Source organism: Lelliottia nimipressuralis, from assembly GCF_041464075.1.
In the GTDB taxonomy this organism is placed as follows: Bacteria; Pseudomonadota; Gammaproteobacteria; order Enterobacterales; family Enterobacteriaceae; genus Enterobacter; species Enterobacter nimipressuralis.
Genome location: NZ_CP167172.1, coordinates 4,661,432 through 4,680,264, shown reverse-complemented (window position 1 = coordinate 4,680,264; position 18,833 = coordinate 4,661,432). Strand labels below are relative to the sequence as shown.

Here is an 18,833-nt window from a genome sequence, read left to right as displayed (position 1 = left end):
AAAACCTCGGTAACAACAAGGTTAAATGCAGTCAGGTGAGGTTCCTTCCTTAGGGCCGTTTTTTAACACTTTAAGAACCGCACGAATTCCACATTTTTTATTTAATTTTTAAAATTAGTTTGCCTTAATTATCACCAAATGGCGTTCGCCATCGAGCTGTGGAACCTGTAACTTCACAATCGACTCGACCACATAGCCAACCGGGAGCTGGGCGATTTCATCCTCAGGCACCAGGCCTTTGAGCGCGTAAAAACGCCCTTCCTGCGCTGGCAGATGCTTACACCAGCTGACCATATCGTTGAGTGACGCAAACGCACGGCTAATCACGCCGTCAAACGGCGGCTCGGACGGAAACGCCTCTACCCTGCTCTGAACCGGCTCGATATTGTTGATTTTCAGCTCATGCTGCACCTGACGCAGGAAGCGCACGCGCTTGCCCAGGCTGTCCAACAGCGTGAAATGGCACTCAGGCCGCACGATGGAGAGCGGAATGCCTGGCAGACCAGGGCCGGTCCCCACATCGATGAAACGCTCACCCTGCAGGTAAGGCGCAACCACAATGCTGTCGAGAATATGGCGAATCAGCATCTCGTTGGGATCGCGTACCGACGTGAGGTTGTACGCTTTGTTCCATTTGTTCAGCATATCGACATAGGCCACCAGCTGATTTTTCTGGTGATCGGTGAGCGAAATACCTGCTTCATCCAGCAGACGAGAGAGTTTGTTGAGCACGGTGAATACCTGTCTGAAATAATGAGCCCGGTGGCGTTAACGCTTACCGGGCCTACGATACGAACTGTAGCGGGTCAGCGAAGCACCACCCGCCAAAAGGGCAAAAATCGCCTGATGTTAAGCGCTGCGGCGCAGCATACCTTGTTTTTTCAGCCATACCAGCAGAATAGAGATGGCTGCTGGCGTCACGCCGGAGATGCGAGATGCCTGGCCGATCGACACCGGTTTGTGATCGTTCAGTTTCGCGATCACCTCGTTTGACAGCCCCGTCACCTGACGGTAATCCAGCATCGCAGGCAACAAGGTGTTCTCGTTACGCTGCTGTTTTTCAATCTCATCCTGCTGACGCGCGATGTAACCTTCGTATTTGACCTGAATTTCGACCTGCTCGGCCGCTTCGGCATCGTCGAGACCCGGCGCGAACGGCGTCATCTGCACCAGCTGCTCGTAAGTCATCTCAGGGCGACGAAGAAGATCTTCCCCGCTGGCTTCGCGTGAGAGCGGCGCGGTCAAGTGAGCGTTCACTTCGGCTGCGGATTCCGCCAGAGGATTCACCCATGAGGTTTTCAGGCGTTGACGCTCGGTCTCAATGCGCTCCAGCTTCTGGTTGAAACGCGCCCAGCGTTCGTCATCCACCAGGCCCAGCTCGCGGCCCATTTCGGTCAGGCGCAGATCGGCGTTGTCTTCACGCAGCATCAGACGATATTCCGCGCGAGAGGTGAACATACGGTACGGCTCTTTGGTACCGAGCGTGCTGAGATCGTCCACCAGCACGCCAAGGTAGGCCTGATCGCGACGCGGTGACCAGCCCTCTTTTTCCGCAGAGAAGCGAGCGGCGTTAAGACCGGCCAGCAGGCCCTGGGCTGCCGCTTCTTCATAACCGGTGGTGCCGTTAATTTGTCCCGCGAAGAACAGGCCCTGGATAAATTTGCTCTCCAGCGTCGGTTTCAGATCGCGCGGGTCGAAGAAATCGTACTCAATAGCGTAACCTGGACGAACGATTTTTGCGTTCTCCATGCCCTCCATCGAGCGAACAATTTGCATCTGCACATCGAATGGCAGGCTGGTGGAGATGCCATTCGGGTAAATTTCGTTGGAGGTAAGTCCTTCCGGCTCCAGGAAGATCTGGTGCTGGTTACGATCGGCAAAGCGCATAACTTTGTCTTCGATCGACGGGCAGTAACGTGGACCGATCCCTTCGATCACGCCTGCGTACATCGGGCTACGATCGAGGTTATTGCGGATCACGTCATGGGTTTTCTCATTGGTGTGCGTGATGTAACACGGCACTTGCTGCGGATGCTGCGCCGCAGACCCCATGAACGAGAAGACCGGCATCGGGTTGTCGCCGTGCTGCTGTGCCAGCACGCTAAAATCGATGGTGCGGGCGTCAATACGCGGCGGTGTCCCGGTTTTCAGGCGGCTGACGCGCAGCGGCAGCTCGCGAAGACGACGGGAAAGTGGAATGGACGGCGGATCGCCTGCACGGCCACCGCTGTAGTTATCCAGACCAATATGAATTTTTCCATCGAGGAAAGTCCCGACCGTCAGCACCACGGCTTTGGCACGGAACTTCAGTCCCATCTGGGTGACGGCACCGACGACACGATCGTTCTCAACGATAAGATCTTCAACCGCCTGCTGGAAGATCATCAGGTTCGGCTGGTTCTCCAGCGCAGTACGTACGGCCTGGCGGTAAAGCACACGGTCAGCCTGAGCTCGAGTGGCGCGAACGGCGGGTCCTTTGCTCGCGTTTAGTATCCTAAACTGAATGCCTGCCTGATCGATCGCTTTCGCCATCAAGCCGCCCAGAGCATCCACTTCTTTTACCAGGTGTCCTTTCCCAATGCCGCCAATCGCCGGATTACAGGACATTTGTCCCAGCGTGTCGATATTGTGTGTCAAAAGCAGGGTCTGTTGACCCATACGCGCTGCGGCCATTGCGGCCTCAGTGCCTGCGTGACCCCCGCCAATGATGATGACGTCAAAAGGATCCTGATAAAACATGCTTTCCTGCCTTGCGTAAAGCGGTTTGAAAATGGATTTAAGCCCGGGACGTGGATTCTACTCAAGTTTAGTCTTTCGAGAAAGCATTGGGATCTTGGCTATTAAAAAGAAGATCTTCTTATTTAGAGATCTGTTTTACTATGATCTCTTATTAGGATCGCCTTCTCGTGTGGATAAGTCGGATCCGGTCATAAAGATCATAAGGATAGAAAGGATCGTTTGCTGTGAATGATCGGTGATCCTGGACCGTATAAGCTGGGGTTAGATCTGGTACTTATACACAGGTCAAAAACCAGCCAACGGTTATACCTTGGATAACTACCGGTTGATCCAAGGTTTTAACCAGACTTATCCACATCTGATCGCACGATCTTTAAGCGTTATTGAGTAAATTTTTCCATTCACCCAGCCATTCTTCGGCTGGATCCTCCGGAATATCGTGATCGAGGATGTTGATCTTCAGCGTTTCGCCGATCTGTTTTGCTCCACACGACGCGATCGCCGCTTCTACTTTCTCTACTGAACCACAAAAGGTGTCGTATTCGCGGCTTCCTATCCCAATCGCGCCAAAACGCACGGCTGACAGATCGGGACGTTGCTCGAGAAGCTCATCATAGAAAGGTTGCAGGTTATCAGGGATATCGCCCGCACCATGCGTGGAGGTGATCAGCAGCCAGATCCCATCAGCAGGGAGATCTTCCAGTAACGGTCCATGCAGGGTTTCGGTCGAGAAACCTGCGTCTTCCAGCTTTTCCGCGAGATGTTCTGCAACATATTCCGCGCCGCCAAGAGTACTGCCACTGATAAGAGTAATATCTGCCATGATCGCTCGCTCATATAAAGAGGGGATCATTGTACGCTGTGAGCGAGCTGGGATCTACCTGTGGAAAATGTGGTAATTAAATGGCGCCGCTAGGGCCGGATGGTGCGCATAATCGGGTTCTGCAGGGAGATCAGCGTCTCGGTGGACTGAATTTCATCAATTGTTTGGATCTTGTTGATAAGTACCTGCTGCAGGGCATCGATCGATTTGCACATGACCTTAATAAAGATGCTGTAGTGGCCGGTGGTGTAATAGGCTTCAGTCACCTCTTCCAGACTTTCGAGCCGGGCCAGCGCAGACGGGTAATCTTTTGCGCTTTTCAGAATGATGCCAATAAAGCAGCAGACGTCATACCCGAGCTGTTTTGGACTGACGTCAATCCGCGCCCCGGTGATAATCCCCGCCTGCTTCATCTTCTCCACGCGAACGTGAATCGTCCCGGGGCTGACACCGAATTGTTTAGCCAGTTCAGCATACGCCGTGCGCGCATTGGCCATTAACGCCTCGAGGATGCCGCGGTCCAGATTATCGATCTGATAATTTTCCATAGTATTTTCTTATGAAGATTGAGTAATCACTCTATTCTAGCGCCATATTTTAACGAATCAAAAGTGAAGCAGGCTTTTTGTTGTTGGATTATTGTATTGGGTGCCATTTTTGTTGCTTAATCAATATCAACAGGACGCAGGAGTATAAAAATGAAAACCGCTTACATCGCAAAACAACGCCAGATCAGTTTCGTTAAATCCCATTTTTCACGTCAGCTTGAAGAGAAACTTGGCCTCATTGAAGTCCAGGCTCCGATTCTGAGCCGCGTCGGCGATGGGACGCAGGACAACCTGTCTGGTTGCGAAAAAGCGGTACAGGTAAAAGTGAAAACCTTGCCAGACGCCCAGTTCGAAGTGGTTCATTCACTCGCGAAATGGAAGCGTCAGACACTGGGACAACACGACTTCAGCGCGGGCGAAGGGCTTTACACGCACATGAAAGCGCTTCGCCCCGATGAAGACCGCCTGACGGCCATCCACTCCGTTTACGTTGACCAGTGGGACTGGGAGCGTGTAATGGGTGATGGTGAACGTCACTTAGGAACGCTGAAATCTACCGTAGAGGCCATCTACGCGGGGATCAAAGCAACCGAAGCGGCGGTGAGTAAAGAGTTCGGACTGGCACCGTTCCTGCCAGACTCGATCCACTTTGTTCACAGCCAGGATCTGCTGAGCCGTTTCCCGGATCTCGATGCCAAAGGCCGTGAGCGCGCGATCGCTAAAGAGCTGGGCGCGGTATTCCTGATCGGTATAGGTGGCAAACTTTCTGACGGACAGCGCCATGACGTGCGTGCCCCGGATTACGACGACTGGAGCACCCGCGACGAGCGAGAATTAGCCGGTCTGAACGGCGATATTCTGGTCTGGAACCCGATTCTGGAAGATGCGTTTGAGCTTTCTTCCATGGGGATCCGCGTGGATGCCGACGCCCTGAAGCGCCAGCTGGCGGTGACGGGAGATGAAGATCGCCTGAAACTTGAGTGGCACCAGGCCCTGCTGCGCGGTGAAATGCCGCAAACTATCGGCGGCGGTATCGGCCAGTCACGCCTGACAATGCTGCTGCTGCAGTTGTCCCATATCGGGCAGGTTCAGTGTGGGGTGTGGCCGCATCAGGTGCGTGAAAGCATCGGTTCTCTGCTTTAATTAACGTCGCCAGCGCCTGACCAGGCGGCTGCGTAACCCGGTATCAAAGCGCCAGATATGATCGAAAATGCGCATGATGCCGGGCTTTCCATGTTGCGACATCGCCACCGCATGAAAGCGGTGCTGGTGATCCCGCTGTAATGATTTCACCTTTGTGACCACGTCGTCCGGCAGTCGCTGGGCAATAAAATCGGAAATGACCACCGCATCCGCGTCATACCAGTCTCCGCCCTGCATGCGTTCTGCGATAGCGCGGAAACAGCTAGCGATATCGGTTCCGCCGCGAAAACGCTGGCTCAAAAAGCGGATCGCCTGTTCGATGCCCTGCTCACTCGTCAGTTCGTATCCCACCACTTCGCTGGAAAACAGCATGATATAACAGCGACGCCGGTCGGCGAGGGCGACGCGCATCAGTGCCAGGCAAAACGCTTTGGCACACTGTTCGTTAAAGCCGCCCATCGAACCGGAAGTATCTACGCAGACAATGAAGGGGCCGCGCGGCTGTTCGTCGAAATCCTGATGAACGACCGGACGCTGGCTGATTTTTTCGCGCCAGGATTCGCCGTGCAGGCGATAGGTCAGGAGCTGTTTCTCCACCAGCCGCCGGTAAAACTCATACTCCAGCTCGGTGATCCCAAGCGTCGCCAGCTCTGTCGGCAGCAGGCGCAGGATGTCATCACTTTGCTGTAAACCGTCGACCTGTTCCGGCACGGTTGCCGGTTCACGAACCAGCGTGCGGAAGGTTTCCATTGGCGCGTCTTTTTTCGGCACCGACTTCGCCTCCCGCGAGCGGCCAAGCTGCTCCGCGAGCTGCATCAGCTCGGGCTGTTGCGCCAGAAAATCGCCGTATTTAACGATCAGCTGATAGTCGCCGCGCCGGATCTGTCCGGCGCTCATATCCCAAAGCCTTCCGGCGGAGTTTTCGTTCTCCACCAGCACTTGCTCCAGCTGCCCACTCAGCGTCATCCGCTCCTGAACTTCACTGAGCAGCTGATCGCGCTCCTCCTCCAGCAACTGCTGGTTGAGCGACGTGGTCTGCACCACCAGGCTGAGCCGCCATCGCTGCAGGAAAAGCGTATGCAGCGCCGGAGTAAAGGTGGCGTTGTCGGAGACCAGCTTGCGGGCCTGTGCGGCGTACGGGGAATGCACTTTATCGAGCAGCGTCAGGATCTGGGGGAGCTGAACGATAAACTGCGGTGTGGATAACCGCTGGCATTGCTGGTAGCAGGCCACTTCTTCCGTTAGCTCAGGCGGGACTTCGGTCTCTTTTAGCCGCTGGCGCAGGCTATCTCGCCAGCGCGGAATATCGTCGGTGACGGCTTTTTTAATGCGCGGAAACTTTTCAAAGAATGCAGCCAGCTGGGGAGAGGCGAGTAAGGTCAGGACGACCTCTTCAATCAGCCCCTCTTCACCAACCGCCAGCATCACATTGAGCGTATCCAGCGTTAGCATTGACGCGCCTGTTTGATCTGCGCGCTGACATCCTGCAGGCTGGCTTCGATGCGACCCAACCAGTCGCTATGTATAAAGAGACACTTTTGCTGTTCGCTGAAGCGCGTGTGCTGCTGATGCCACTCCGTATCCAGCGCGTCAAGCTGCTGTTTGATCTCTTCCGGCACGTTATCCGAGGCATTTCCCGGCAGGGCGAGGCGTGAACCCTGCAGGCTCACATCGCGGATCACCAGATGCATGCTGGTATCCACTTCCAGGTTCAGCACCTGGGCAAAGCCGATGCCGTTGAGTTTTCCACGGATTTCGCCATTTTTATCCAGCCACTGCGACAGCGCTTCGCGCTCAATGGTGATGTGAACCACCTGCATATCGTGCAGTTTTAACGGCTGCTGGAGTAAGAGCGTCAGGGTCGTGTCCGTCAGCTCTGTGGGCAACTCGTAGTGCGGTTTACGTGAGAACATCCCGCCGAGACGGCTCACCTTCAGTGCCGTTTTGTCGCTTTGCTGCTGCTGAAGCTGGATGCGTCGCTGGGTGATGGCGCCCAGCTGGTTGAGCATTGCCTGCTGCCCCCACGCGTGTCCGGTCATCAAAACGTCCAGCTGCTGTTCCATCAGGTGCATCCCTTCCGCATCGTGCCACAGGCAGTCTTTCAGCAGGATCAGATCGATGGGGGCGACGGAATCCCGGCCGCTGAACAAAGCACTGGACTGCAACAGGCGGATCGCCTTTTTCCAGCGCCGATCCGAGACATACGGCGCGGCCGGTAATAAATCCAGCTGCTGGCGCAGCATAAAGATCAGTTCAAAAACGGCGTCCGGCAGTTTGATTTTGCCGATATCCTGCTGCCACTGCTGGTATTCGTCGTCAGTCACCTGCAATGACGGCGCCACCGGGTTTTCATTTTCGTCCTGCTGGCTCACCAGCATCGAGCGGAAATTCGACTTATCCTGCACTTTATCCAGCCACAGGCGAATCAGCATGCGGTCATACAGCGCTTCAAGGCTGCTGTCGGCTTCAGGCAGTTCGTTGGACGCCGCCACCAGCAAGCGCATCGGGATTTTTTCTTCATAAGCGCCGTTACGAAAGCGACGTTCGTTGATGGCGGTAAGCAGGGTGTTCAGGATCGCCGGGCCGGCTTTCCAGATCTCATCCAGAAAGACAATTTCAGCCTCGGGCAGATACCCTGCCGTTAATCGTTGATAGCGGCCTTCATCTTTCAGGGCCTGAATGGAAAGCGGACCAAAAACCTCTTCCGGGGTGGAGAAACGGGTCATCAGATATTCAAAGGCGCGCGCATTCTGGAAGGCAAATTTCAGTCGACGCGCAATCAGGCTTTTGGCGATGCCAGGCGGGCCGAGCAGGAACACACTTTCGCCGCTGAGCGCCGCCAGCAAACAGAGCCTGATCGCATGGCTGCGTTCGAAAAGGCCTTTCTCCAGCGCACCGCTGAGACGGGAAATTCTTTCTGCTAATAAATGTGAGTGAGCCATAATTGTGTTGCGTCCTTTCGGCGTCGTCGCAGCTAATTGATGCGAGTATAGACGTTTCAGCATGGGCTGGTAATAGACTGAAGTGCGGCGTTATTTTCTTTGCGCTACATTAATAGGGTTGCATTTAGGGGTACGATCTTGCGATTAATCGTGCATACTGTGCGCCTTTTTGTGGGCCAAGGGACTAAGCACACATTTGTTATACAACGAAAAGACTAGTCTATGAGCACTGATAATAAGCAATCATTAAGCGCTATAACGCTTGCGGCCATTGGGGTTGTGTACGGTGATATCGGTACCAGCCCGCTCTATACGCTTCGCGAATGTCTGTCCGGTCAGTTTGGTTTTGGTGTTGAACGTGACGCCGTTTTTGGCTTTTTGTCACTCATCTTTTGGCTGCTGATCCTGGTGGTTTCCGTTAAGTATCTCTCCTTTGTCATGCGCGCGGATAACGCCGGTGAAGGCGGGATCCTGACCCTCATGTCTCTTGCCGGGCGTAATACATCGGCAAAAATGACCTCGTTCCTGGTGATTATCGGCCTGATCGGTGGCAGCTTCTTCTATGGAGAAGTGGTGATTACCCCGGCGATTTCGGTGCTCTCAGCAATTGAGGGGCTGGAGATTATTGCGCCGCAGTTGGATACGTGGGTCGTTCCGCTCGCCATCATTGTGCTGACGCTGCTGTTTGCTATTCAGAAGCACGGTACGGGGCTGGTGGGTAAACTCTTTGCACCCATTATGCTGGCATGGTTCCTGATTCTGGCGGCACTCGGTCTGCGCAGTATTATCGCCAACCCAGAAGTGCTGCAGGCGCTGAACCCAATGTGGGCGGTCCACTTCTTCCTGGAATACAAAACGGTTTCGTTCGTCGCGCTGGGCGCCGTGGTGCTGTCGATCACCGGTGTGGAAGCGCTGTATGCGGATATGGGGCACTTCGGTAAGCTGCCGATTCGTCTGGCCTGGTTCACCGTGGTTCTGCCGTCTCTGGTGCTGAACTATTTCGGTCAGGGCGCGCTGCTGCTCAAACATCCGGAAGCGATCAAGAACCCGTTCTTCCTGCTGGCGCCTGACTGGGCGCTGGTGCCGATGCTTATCCTTGCCACTCTGGCGACGGTCATTGCCTCTCAGGCAGTGATTTCCGGCGTCTTCTCCCTGACGCGCCAGGCGGTTCGTCTGGGCTATCTGTCGCCGATGCGCATCATTCATACCTCGGAGATGGAGTCTGGCCAGATTTACATTCCGTTCATCAACTGGCTGCTCTACTTCGCCGTGGTGATCGTGATTGTCAGCTTCGAGCACTCCAGCAACCTGGCCGCGGCGTACGGTATTGCGGTGACGGGTACGATGGTGCTGACTTCGATTCTCTCGACCACCGTGGCGTACCGGAACTGGCACTGGAATAAATTCCTGGTTGCGCTGATTCTGGTGGGCTTCCTCTGCATCGATGTACCGCTGTTCTCAGCAAACCTCGACAAAATCGTCTCCGGCGGCTGGCTGCCGTTGACCCTGGGGCTGGTGATGTTCCTGGTGATGACCACCTGGAAGAGCGAGCGCTTCCGCCTGCTGCGCCGTATGCACGAGCATGGTAACTCTCTGGAAGCGATGATTGCCTCGCTGGAGAAATCGCCGCCGGTACGCGTGCCTGGCACCGCAGTTTATATGTCACGCGCACTGAACGTGATTCCGTTTGCCCTGATGCACAACCTCAAGCACAACAAAGTGCTGCACGAGCGCGTGATCCTGCTGACGCTGAGAACCGAAGATGCACCATACGTCCACAACGTGCGCCGTGTGCAGATCGAACAGCTTTCTCCGACCTTCTGGCGCGTGGTGGCGAGTTACGGCTGGCGCGAAACGCCGAACGTGGAAGAGGTGTTCCACCGCTGCGGTCTGGAAGGGCTGAGCTGTCGAATGATGGAAACCTCGTTCTTTATGTCGCACGAGTCGCTGATTGTCGGCAAACGTCCGTGGTATCTGCGTCTGCGCGGCAAGCTGTACCTCATCCTGCAGCGTAACGCCCTGCGCGCACCTGACCAGTTTGAAATCCCGCCTAACCGCGTGATTGAGTTAGGCACGCAGGTCGAGATTTAACCTCCGCAACACCTTCTCCCGGTGACGCTTCGCTTGCACGGCCCTACGAAACCGTAGGCCGTATAAGCGAGGCGCCACCAGGTAAAACACTTCCCAAAATGCCCCCACATTTCACTTAGCGAAACGTTTCGACGTTGATCACAATTCTGTTACGTCATGATGGTTTTCTGAACACTCTTGCGGCTACACTTCTTTTAGCGAAACGTTTCGCTAGTGGAGCAAGAAAATGAAGAAAGGCACGGTACTCAATTCTGAAATCTCATCGGTTATTTCCCGTCTTGGGCATACCGATACGCTGGTGGTTTGCGATGCAGGCTTACCGGTTCCGCGCAGCACAACCCGTATTGATATGGCGTTAACGCAGGGCGTGCCCTCGTTTATGCAGGTACTGGGCGTGGTGACGTCGGAGATGCAGGTTGAGGCGGCCATTCTCGCGACGGAGATCAAACAACATAATCCGCAACTCCACGAAACGTTGCTCAGCCATATTGAGCAACTGCAACAACACCAGGGAAACACCATAGAAATTCGTTACACAACGCACGAGCAATTCAAACAACAAACCGCAGACAGTCAGGCGGTGATTCGCAGCGGGGAGTGTTCCCCGTATGCGAATATCATTCTCTGTGCTGGCGTCACGTTCTGAGGCCATCATGGACGCATTATTGCAACTCAAAGGGATCGATAAATCGTTCCCGGGCGTAAAAGCCCTCTCCGGTGCCGCGTTAAACGTTTACTCCGGGCGCGTTATGGCGCTGGTGGGTGAAAACGGCGCTGGCAAATCCACAATGATGAAAGTGCTCACCGGCATTTATGCCCGTGACGCCGGAACGCTGCTGTGGCTGGGGAAAGAGACGACCTTCACCGGACCTAAATCCTCTCAGGAAGCCGGGATTGGTATTATCCACCAGGAGCTGAACCTGATCCCGCAGCTCACCATTGCGGAAAACATCTTCCTGGGCCGTGAATTCGTTAATCGCTTTGGCAAAATCGACTGGAAAAAGATGTACGCCGAAGCCGACATTCTGCTGGCGAAGCTGAATCTGCGCTTTAAAAGCGACCGTCTGGTAGGCGACTTGTCTATTGGCGATCAGCAGATGGTGGAAATCGCCAAAGTGCTGAGCTTCGAGTCGAAAGTCATCGTTATGGATGAACCGACCGACGCCCTGACCGATACAGAAACCGAATCCCTGTTCCGCGTGATCCGCGAGCTGAAATCTCAGGGGCGCGGGATCGTCTATATATCCCACCGCATGAAAGAGATCTTCGAGATTTGCGATGACGTGACGGTATTCCGCGACGGGCAATTTATTGCCGAGCGCGAGGTCTCCTCGCTGACCGAAGATACGCTGATTGAGATGATGGTGGGGCGCAAGCTGGAAGAACAGTATCCGCGTCTCGACAAAACGCCGGGCGCTGTCCGCCTGAAAGTCGACAATCTGTGTGGGCCGGGCGTAAACGATGTCTCCTTCACGCTGCGTCAGGGCGAAATCCTTGGCGTGGCCGGGCTGATGGGGGCCGGGCGTACCGAGCTGATGAAAGTGCTGTACGGCGCGCTGCCGCGCACCAGTGGTTACGTCACCCTCGACGGCCATGAAGTTGTCACCCGCTCTCCACAGGATGGGCTGGCGAACGGCATCGTCTATATCTCCGAAGACCGTAAGCGCGATGGCTTAGTGCTCGGGATGTCGGTGAAAGAGAATATGTCCCTGACGGCGCTGGGCTACTTCAGCCGCAGCGGCGGCAGTTTAAAGCACAAAGACGAACAGCAGGCGGTCAGTGATTTTATTCGCCTGTTTAACGTGAAAACGCCGTCGATGGAACAGGCAATCGGCCTGCTCTCCGGCGGTAATCAGCAGAAAGTGGCGATTGCCCGCGGTCTGATGACGCGTCCAAAAGTGCTGATCCTCGACGAACCAACCCGTGGCGTTGACGTCGGTGCCAAGAAAGAGATTTATCAGCTGATCAACCAGTTCAAGGCTGACGGTCTGAGCATCATTCTGGTCTCTTCCGAGATGCCAGAAGTATTAGGCATGAGCGATCGCATTATCGTCATGCATGAAGGGCATCTCGGCGGTGAATTCACTCGCGAGCAGGCCACCCAGGAAGTTCTGATGGCTGCCGCTGTGGGCAAGCTTAATCGCGTGAATCAGGAGTAAGAAGATGACTACCCAGGCTGTTTCTGGTCGCCGCTATTTCACCAAGGCATGGCTGTTGGAACAAAAATCACTGATTGCGCTGCTGGTGCTGATCGCGATTGTGTCGACCATGAGCCCGAACTTTTTTACCGTCAATAACCTCTTCAATATTCTCCAGCAGACGTCCGTGAACGCCATTATGGCGGTCGGCATGACGCTGGTGATTCTGACGTCGGGGATCGACCTGTCCGTCGGTTCCCTGCTGGCGCTCACCGGCGCGGTAGCGGCTTCAATTGTAGGGATTGAGGTTAACGCGCTGGTGGCTATCGCCGCTGCCCTGGCGTTAGGCGCCGCCGTGGGTGCAGTCACCGGGATGATTGTGGCTAAAGGCCGCGTGCAGGCGTTTATCGCCACGCTGGTGATGATGCTGCTGCTGCGCGGTGTCACGATGGTGTACACCAACGGCAGTCCCGTGAATACCGGCTTTACTGATAACGCCGATCTGTTTGGCTGGTTCGGTATCGGTCGTCCGCTGGGTATCCCGACGCCGGTGTGGATTATGGGTATCGTCTTCCTGGCGGCCTGGTACATGCTGCACCACACACGCCTCGGCCGCTATATCTATGCGCTGGGCGGTAACGAAGCGGCGACGCGTCTCTCCGGTATTAGCGTCAATAAAGTCAAAATTATCGTCTATTCCCTGTGCGGTTTGCTGGCATCGCTGGCAGGTATTATCGAAGTGGCGCGCCTCTCTTCTGCGCAGCCGACAGCGGGAACGGGCTATGAGCTGGATGCGATTGCCGCCGTGGTACTGGGTGGTACGAGCCTGGCGGGGGGTAAAGGTCGCATTGTTGGGACATTGATCGGCGCACTGATTCTTGGCTTCCTGAATAATGGTTTGAATTTGTTAGGTGTTTCCTCCTATTACCAGATGATCGTTAAAGCAGTGGTGATTTTGCTGGCGGTTCTGGTAGACAACAAAAAACAGTAACTGACGACACTACAGGACATCTCTGATATGAACATGAAAAAACTGGCTACCCTGGTTTCTGCTGTGGCACTGAGCGCTACCGTTAGTGCGAACGCAATGGCGAAAGACACCATCGCGCTGGTCATCTCGACCCTGAATAACCCGTTCTTCGTTTCCCTGAAGGATGGTGCGCAGAAAGAAGCCGACAAACTGGGTTATAACCTGGTGGTTCTCGACTCTCAGAACAACCCGGCGAAAGAGCTGGCTAACGTTCAGGACTTAACCGTTCGTGGCACCAAAATCCTGCTGATCAACCCAACCGACTCTGATGCGGTCGGTAACGCCGTGAAGATGGCCAACCAGGCGAAAATCCCGGTAATCACTCTTGACCGTGTGGCGACAAAAGGTGACGTCGTTAGCCATATCGCGTCTGATAACGTGCTGGGCGGTAAAATCGCGGGTGATTACATCGCGAAGAAAGCAGGCGAAGGCGCCAAAGTTATCGAACTGCAGGGTATCGCAGGGACTTCCGCAGCGCGTGAGCGTGGCGAAGGTTTCCAGCAAGCCGTGGCAGCCCACAAATTTAACGTCCTGGCCAGCCAGCCTGCTGACTTCGACCGTACTAAAGGCCTGAACGTTATGCAGAACCTGCTGACGGCGCACCCTGAAGTGCAGGCAGTCTTCGCACAGAACGATGAAATGGCACTCGGCGCGCTGCGTGCGCTGCAGACTGCCGGTAAATCTGATGTGATGGTGGTTGGCTTTGACGGCACGCCAGACGGTGAGAAAGCCGTAAATGATGGCAAACTGGCGGCAACCATCGCTCAGCTACCTGAGCAGATTGGTGCGACGGGTGTTCAGACTGCGGATAAAGTGCTGAAGGGCGAGAAAGTCCAGGCGAAATATCCGGTTGACCTGAAGCTGGTCGTCAAGCAGTAATAGGCGATTCAGGCGGTCGTCTGACGGCCTGAGGGACTACAAATAAAGAAAAGTGTGGCATACGCCACCGGGTAAAACCGGTGGCGATCTTTACTGGACAGCTCAAACATGAAAACCGCAGTTAATCTCGTCGTCCTTGGCAGTATTAATGCCGATCACATTCTTAACCTTGATGCTTTCCCCACGCCTGGCGAAACCGTCACCGGCAATCAGTATCAGGTGGCTTTCGGCGGTAAAGGCGCAAACCAGGCGGTGGCCGCCGGTCGCAGCGGCGCTAATATTGCATTTATCGCCTGTACCGGCGATGACGATACGGGCGAGCGCGTGCGTAAACAGCTGGAGAGCGACCATATCGATATCTCACCCGTAAGTGTGGTGGGCGGGGAATCGACGGGCGTGGCGCTGATTTTTGTCAACGCAGAAGGTGAGAATGTCATCGGTATTCATGCGGGTGCCAATGCGGCGCTGACCATCGAACGCGTGGAAGCGCAGCGAGTATTGATCTCCAGCGCCGAAGCGCTGCTGATGCAGCTCGAATCGCCGGTCGAAAGCGTGCTGGCGGCCGCGAAAATTGCACATGAAAATCATACCACTGTCGTACTTAACCCTGCTCCAGCGCGTCTATTATCAGACGAGTTGCTGGCGCTGGTGGACATCATCACCCCGAACGAAACTGAAGCCGAAAAGCTGACGGGCATTCGCGTGGAAAATGATGACGACGCGGCGCGTGCCGCTCAGGCGCTGCACGATAAAGGTATCGGTACGGTCATCATTACGCTCGGAAGCCGTGGCGTATGGGCGAGCGTCAACGGCGAAGGTCGACGCGTACCCGGCTTTAAGGTCAAAGCGATTGATACGATCGCGGCGGGAGATACTTTTAACGGTGCGCTGGTTACGGCGCTGCTGGAAGGTGGCTCGCTGGACAATGCCATCCGCTTCGCTCATGCCGCAGCCGCGATTGCGGTGACACGCAAAGGGGCACAGCCTTCCGTTCCATGGCGCAAAGAGATTGATGAATTTTTGAGTCAGCAGAGGTAACGCTTGGCCACAATGAAAGATGTCGCCCGCATGGCGGGCGTTTCTACTTCGACGGTTTCCCACGTCATCAATAACGATCGCTTTGTCAGCGAGGCGATACGGGAAAAAGTCGACGCTGCCATTAAAGACCTCAACTACGCTCCTTCGGCGCTCGCGCGCAGTCTTAAGCTTAATCAGACGCACACCATCGGCATGCTGATCACCGCCAGTACAAACCCGTTTTATTCTGAGCTGGTGCGTGGCGTTGAGCGTAGCTGCTTTGAGCGGGGTTACAGCCTGGTGCTGTGTAACACCGAGGGCGACGAACAGCGTATGAACCGTAATCTGGAAACGCTGATGCAAAAACGCGTCGATGGATTATTGCTGCTGTGCACCGAAACGCACCAGCCCTCCAAAGAGATCATGCAGCGCTATCCTTCGGTTCCAACGGTGATGATGGACTGGGCGCCCTTCGACGGGACCAGCGATCTGATTCAGGATAACTCGCTGCTGGGCGGGGATATGGCGACGCAGCATTTGATTGATAAAGGCTACAGCCGCATCGCCTGCATTACCGGGCCGCTGGATAAAACTCCGGCGCGTTTACGTCTCGAGGGATTTCTCGCTGCCATGGAACGCGCGGGGCTGCCCGTTCCGGACGGATATCGCATCACCGGCGATTTTGAATTTAACGGTGGTTTTGAGGCGATGCAAAAACTGCTGGCGCAAGACGTGCGTCCGCAGGCGGTATTTATCGGTAACGATGCGATGGCTTTTGGTGCGTATCAGGCGTTGTATCAGGCGGGATTACGCGTTCCCCAGGATATGGCGGTGATTGGTTACGATGATATCGAGCTGGCTCAGTATATGACGCCACCTCTGACCACCATTCATCAGCCGAAAGATGAGCTGGGCGAGCTGGCGATCGATGTGTTGATTCATCGTATGGCACAGCCCGCACTTCAGCAGCAACGTTTGCAGCTTACTCCTGTTCTGATGGAACGCGGTTCTGTTTCGGCTGGTGGCGATCTTTAATCAGATTGCGGCCATCTTTGGGTTTGAGCAGCATGAACACCAGCGCCGAGACCACCGTCAGTGCGCCCATCGTGATAAAGGTGTAATGGAACTGCTCAACCGTGTTCGTCCCTTCCATCCCTTCATAGACGCGCAGCACCGCTGCGCTCACCGCCACGCCTAAACTGATCGACAGCTGCTGCGTCACAGCCAGCACGCTGTTGCCGCCACTGGCATTTTCGTCGGTGAGATCCGCGAGGCTGATGGTATTCATCGACGTAAACTGGATAGACATCGCCATGCCCAGGATAAAGAGGGGGAGCAGCAGCATCCACGCCGGGAAGGCGGCGGACTGAAGCGAAAACTGCGCAATCATCAGACCGATAAAGACCGTGACGCCCACCAGCGTTTTACGATAGCCCAGCCGACGCAAAATCTGCGTCACCATCGATTTCGCCAGAATAGACCCGACGGCGGTCGGGGCCATCATGCACCCGGCAATCAGTGCCGGATAGCCAAACCCTACCTGCAGCATCAGTGGCATCAGGAAGGGCACGCAGCCGGTTCCCAGACGCGAGGCGATGTTTCCGGCAATCCCCACCGAGAAAGTTCGGGTTTTGAATAGCAGCAATGAAATCAGAGGTGTCGGGTGACGACGCGCGTGACGTATATAGAGAAGAAAAAGCAGGATGCCGCTCAGAATGATAGAAAGGGCGATCCAGGTGGCGACGATTTTCTCGCCAAATAACTCCATGCCGGTGGAGAACAACACCAGGCTCAGGCCGAACAGGAAAAAGCCGCCCATATCAAAGCTGCGCTTTGGCGTGGTGAAGTTCGGCATATATTTGCGGGCGTAGCAAAGGCCAGCCACGCCAATCGGAATATTGATCAGGAATATCCAGTGCCAGCTCGCCCAGGTGACCAGCACGCCGCCAAGAACCGGCCCGAGAATGGGGCCGACCAGACCGGGCATGGTCACAAAGTTCAGTACCGGTAAAAGCTCGCTGCGCGGGTAAGCACGTAACAGCGCCAGGCGTGCGACCGGCATCATCATTGCGCCGCCGATGCCCTGCAGGATGCGGAAGACAACCAGCTCCGCCAGGGATGTCGAAAGTGCGCAGGCCAGCGAACCGAGCGTAAACAGAGTAACGGCGAGCATGAAGATTCGACGTGTACCGAAGCGGTCCGCCAGCCAGCCGCTGACCGGGATCAGCATCGCGACGGTCAGCGTATAGCTGATGATGGCGGATTGCATCGCCAACGGGGAGCGGTTGAGACTTTCGGCAATGGCCGGGAGGGCCGTGTTAAGAATGGTGGCATCCAGCGCCTGCATAAAGAAAGCCATTGCCGCAATCCATGGCAATCCCGCCATGCTGCGTGCTTTTTTCTCAGTCATTGATTGTCCGGTTGTTGGTGTGGTGTTGCTAATAAAACCTGGCAGGCGAGTAAAGCGCGCTGTCCGTCGCTCTCCTGAATGGCATCGACAATGGCCTGGTGTTGGTCCAGCTTCACTACGTCATTCTGAGTAATAGAAGCAAAGTAGGTGTGATACACCGAATGGAACAGGGAGGCAAAGGAGGTCAGGAAAGGGTTTCCGCTCATCGCGTAGATTTGCTCGTGCCAGGACATATCCACTTCAATCCAGCGCTGGCGGTTGAAATGCTGCTTCAGGAAGGTCATTTCGTCCATCGACGTATTAAGCTGTGCTTTTTGCTCGGCGCTGCCTTGCACGGCGGCGAGCAGACATGCCTGTGGTTCGAGACTGCCACGCATAACCAGGAAATGCTCCACAACCTGATGGAAGTTCTCTTCGGTCATCCACCACGAGAGCAGCTCCTGGTCGAGGAAGTTCCAGTTGCTCTGAGGCATCACGCGAGTCCCGATGCGTGGGCGCGGAAGCACCATGCCTTTCGCGGTTAAGGTTTTTACCGCTTCACGCACGGCGGTACGGCTCACGCCAAACTGTTCACCCAGCTCCATTTCACCGGGAAGAATGCTTCCGGGCATATATTTTCCTGCCAGAATGCGTTGGGCCAGTTTCTCTGCCAGCACGTAAGAGAGGTTTTTTTGGGCGGCCAGCTGTTGCGCGCTTAAGGGCATCGCTCTTATTCCTTAATAGTACATGCTGTTAAGTATGCCATCAGGCGTGTGTTTGTGACTGCAAAAACAGCAAATAGGACAGTTTGTGGCTTGTTAACCAGCGTTTTGGCGAAAAAAGATACGGTCAGAAAGTTTTTTTACATTTCCTCTTGTCACCTCAGAATAACTCCCTATAATGCGCCTCCACTGACACGGAACAACGGCATACACGCCGCTGGGTTAGCGGGGTTCAGAGATGAACACCAACAGAGATAAGCGAAAATAAAGCTTGACTCTGAAGCGGGAAAGCGTAATATGCACACCCCGCGCCGTTGAGAAAAACGAAGCGGCACTGCTCTTTAACAATTTATCAGACAATCTGTGTGGGCA

General features: G+C 55.0%; 16 protein-coding genes. 8 read left to right on the top strand and 8 right to left on the bottom strand.

Annotated elements, in window-relative coordinates; translation table 11 throughout:
- Positions 1–114 precede the first annotated feature (114 nt).
- The 4 genes from rsmG to asnC form a co-directional block, all read right to left on the bottom strand.
- Positions 115–732, bottom strand: a complete 618-nt coding sequence (gene rsmG, locus ACB496_RS22385) for a 16S rRNA (guanine(527)-N(7))-methyltransferase RsmG (RefSeq protein ID WP_371973857.1) — start codon at positions 730–732, stop codon at positions 115–117.
- 117 nt (positions 733–849) lie between these two features.
- The gene (gene mnmG / locus ACB496_RS22380; RefSeq protein WP_129035782.1) at positions 850–2,739 is read right to left on the bottom strand and encodes a tRNA uridine-5-carboxymethylaminomethyl(34) synthesis enzyme MnmG; all 1,890 of its coding nucleotides are present in this window, start codon (positions 2,737–2,739) and stop codon (positions 850–852) included.
- Positions 2,740–3,112: 373 nt separating this feature from the next.
- Positions 3,113–3,562, bottom strand: a complete 450-nt coding sequence (gene mioC, locus ACB496_RS22375; RefSeq protein WP_371973855.1) for an FMN-binding protein MioC — start codon at positions 3,560–3,562, stop codon at positions 3,113–3,115.
- 89 nt (positions 3,563–3,651) lie between these two features.
- The gene (gene asnC / locus ACB496_RS22370) at positions 3,652–4,110 is read right to left on the bottom strand and encodes a transcriptional regulator AsnC (protein WP_088221282.1); all 459 of its coding nucleotides are present in this window, start codon (positions 4,108–4,110) and stop codon (positions 3,652–3,654) included.
- Between the two features lie 150 nt (positions 4,111–4,260).
- Between asnC and asnA the strand changes: the two genes are divergently transcribed.
- A complete protein-coding gene (asnA, locus tag ACB496_RS22365; RefSeq protein WP_102105131.1) occupies positions 4,261–5,253 on the top strand; it encodes an aspartate--ammonia ligase in 993 nt (330 codons plus the stop codon).
- Here the strand turns inward: asnA and viaA are convergent, their stop codons facing one another.
- Together viaA and ravA are read right to left on the bottom strand one after the other, a co-directional pair.
- The gene (viaA, locus tag ACB496_RS22360; protein WP_123429753.1) at positions 5,254–6,705 is read right to left on the bottom strand and encodes an ATPase RavA stimulator ViaA; all 1,452 of its coding nucleotides are present in this window, start codon (positions 6,703–6,705) and stop codon (positions 5,254–5,256) included.
- Positions 6,699–8,195: an ATPase RavA gene (gene ravA, locus ACB496_RS22355; RefSeq protein WP_100778307.1), complete on the bottom strand. Its 1,497-nt coding sequence runs from the start codon at positions 8,193–8,195 to the stop codon at positions 6,699–6,701. Before ravA ends, viaA begins: the two co-directional genes overlap by 7 nt.
- Positions 8,196–8,417: 222 nt before the next feature.
- Here ravA and kup point away from each other — a divergent pair, with 222 nt between their 5' ends.
- From kup to rbsR, 7 genes are all read left to right on the top strand, one after another.
- Positions 8,418–10,286, top strand: a complete 1,869-nt coding sequence (gene kup / locus ACB496_RS22350) for a low affinity potassium transporter Kup (protein WP_100778308.1) — start codon at positions 8,418–8,420, stop codon at positions 10,284–10,286.
- A 226-nt stretch (positions 10,287–10,512) separates the two neighbouring features.
- On the top strand, positions 10,513–10,932 hold the full coding sequence (gene rbsD / locus ACB496_RS22345) for a D-ribose pyranase (protein WP_102105134.1): 420 nt from the start codon (positions 10,513–10,515) through the stop codon (positions 10,930–10,932).
- Between the two features lie 7 nt (positions 10,933–10,939).
- Entirely contained in the window at positions 10,940–12,445 is a 1,506-nt protein-coding gene (rbsA, locus tag ACB496_RS22340; RefSeq protein ID WP_107702587.1) for a ribose ABC transporter ATP-binding protein RbsA, read from the top strand.
- A gap of 4 nt (positions 12,446–12,449) precedes the next feature.
- Positions 12,450–13,415 carry a ribose ABC transporter permease gene (gene rbsC / locus ACB496_RS22335; protein WP_100778311.1) on the top strand — a complete coding sequence of 322 codons (966 nt, stop codon included), beginning with the start codon at positions 12,450–12,452 and terminating at the stop codon, positions 13,413–13,415.
- 27 nt (positions 13,416–13,442) lie between these two features.
- Positions 13,443–14,333 (top strand): ribose ABC transporter substrate-binding protein RbsB, encoded by an 891-nt coding sequence (rbsB, locus tag ACB496_RS22330; RefSeq protein ID WP_100778312.1) that lies wholly within the window; start codon positions 13,443–13,445, stop codon positions 14,331–14,333.
- A gap of 108 nt (positions 14,334–14,441) precedes the next feature.
- A complete protein-coding gene (gene rbsK, locus ACB496_RS22325; RefSeq protein ID WP_371973850.1) occupies positions 14,442–15,371 on the top strand; it encodes a ribokinase in 930 nt (309 codons plus the stop codon).
- Between the two features lie 3 nt (positions 15,372–15,374).
- Positions 15,375–16,385, top strand: coding sequence for a ribose operon transcriptional repressor RbsR (rbsR, locus tag ACB496_RS22320; protein WP_123429756.1), 1,011 nt, complete (start codon positions 15,375–15,377; stop codon positions 16,383–16,385).
- On the opposite strand, the gene mdtD is transcribed toward rbsR, so the two are convergent.
- A complete protein-coding gene (gene mdtD, locus ACB496_RS22315) occupies positions 16,333–17,760 on the bottom strand; it encodes a multidrug transporter subunit MdtD (protein WP_100778315.1) in 1,428 nt (475 codons plus the stop codon). The two genes, rbsR and mdtD, sit on opposite strands and share 53 nt — an antisense overlap.
- Positions 17,757–18,464 (bottom strand): FadR/GntR family transcriptional regulator, encoded by a 708-nt coding sequence (locus ACB496_RS22310; protein WP_371973848.1) that lies wholly within the window; start codon positions 18,462–18,464, stop codon positions 17,757–17,759. Before ACB496_RS22310 ends, mdtD begins: the two co-directional genes overlap by 4 nt.
- Between the last annotated feature and the right edge of the window lie 369 nt (positions 18,465–18,833).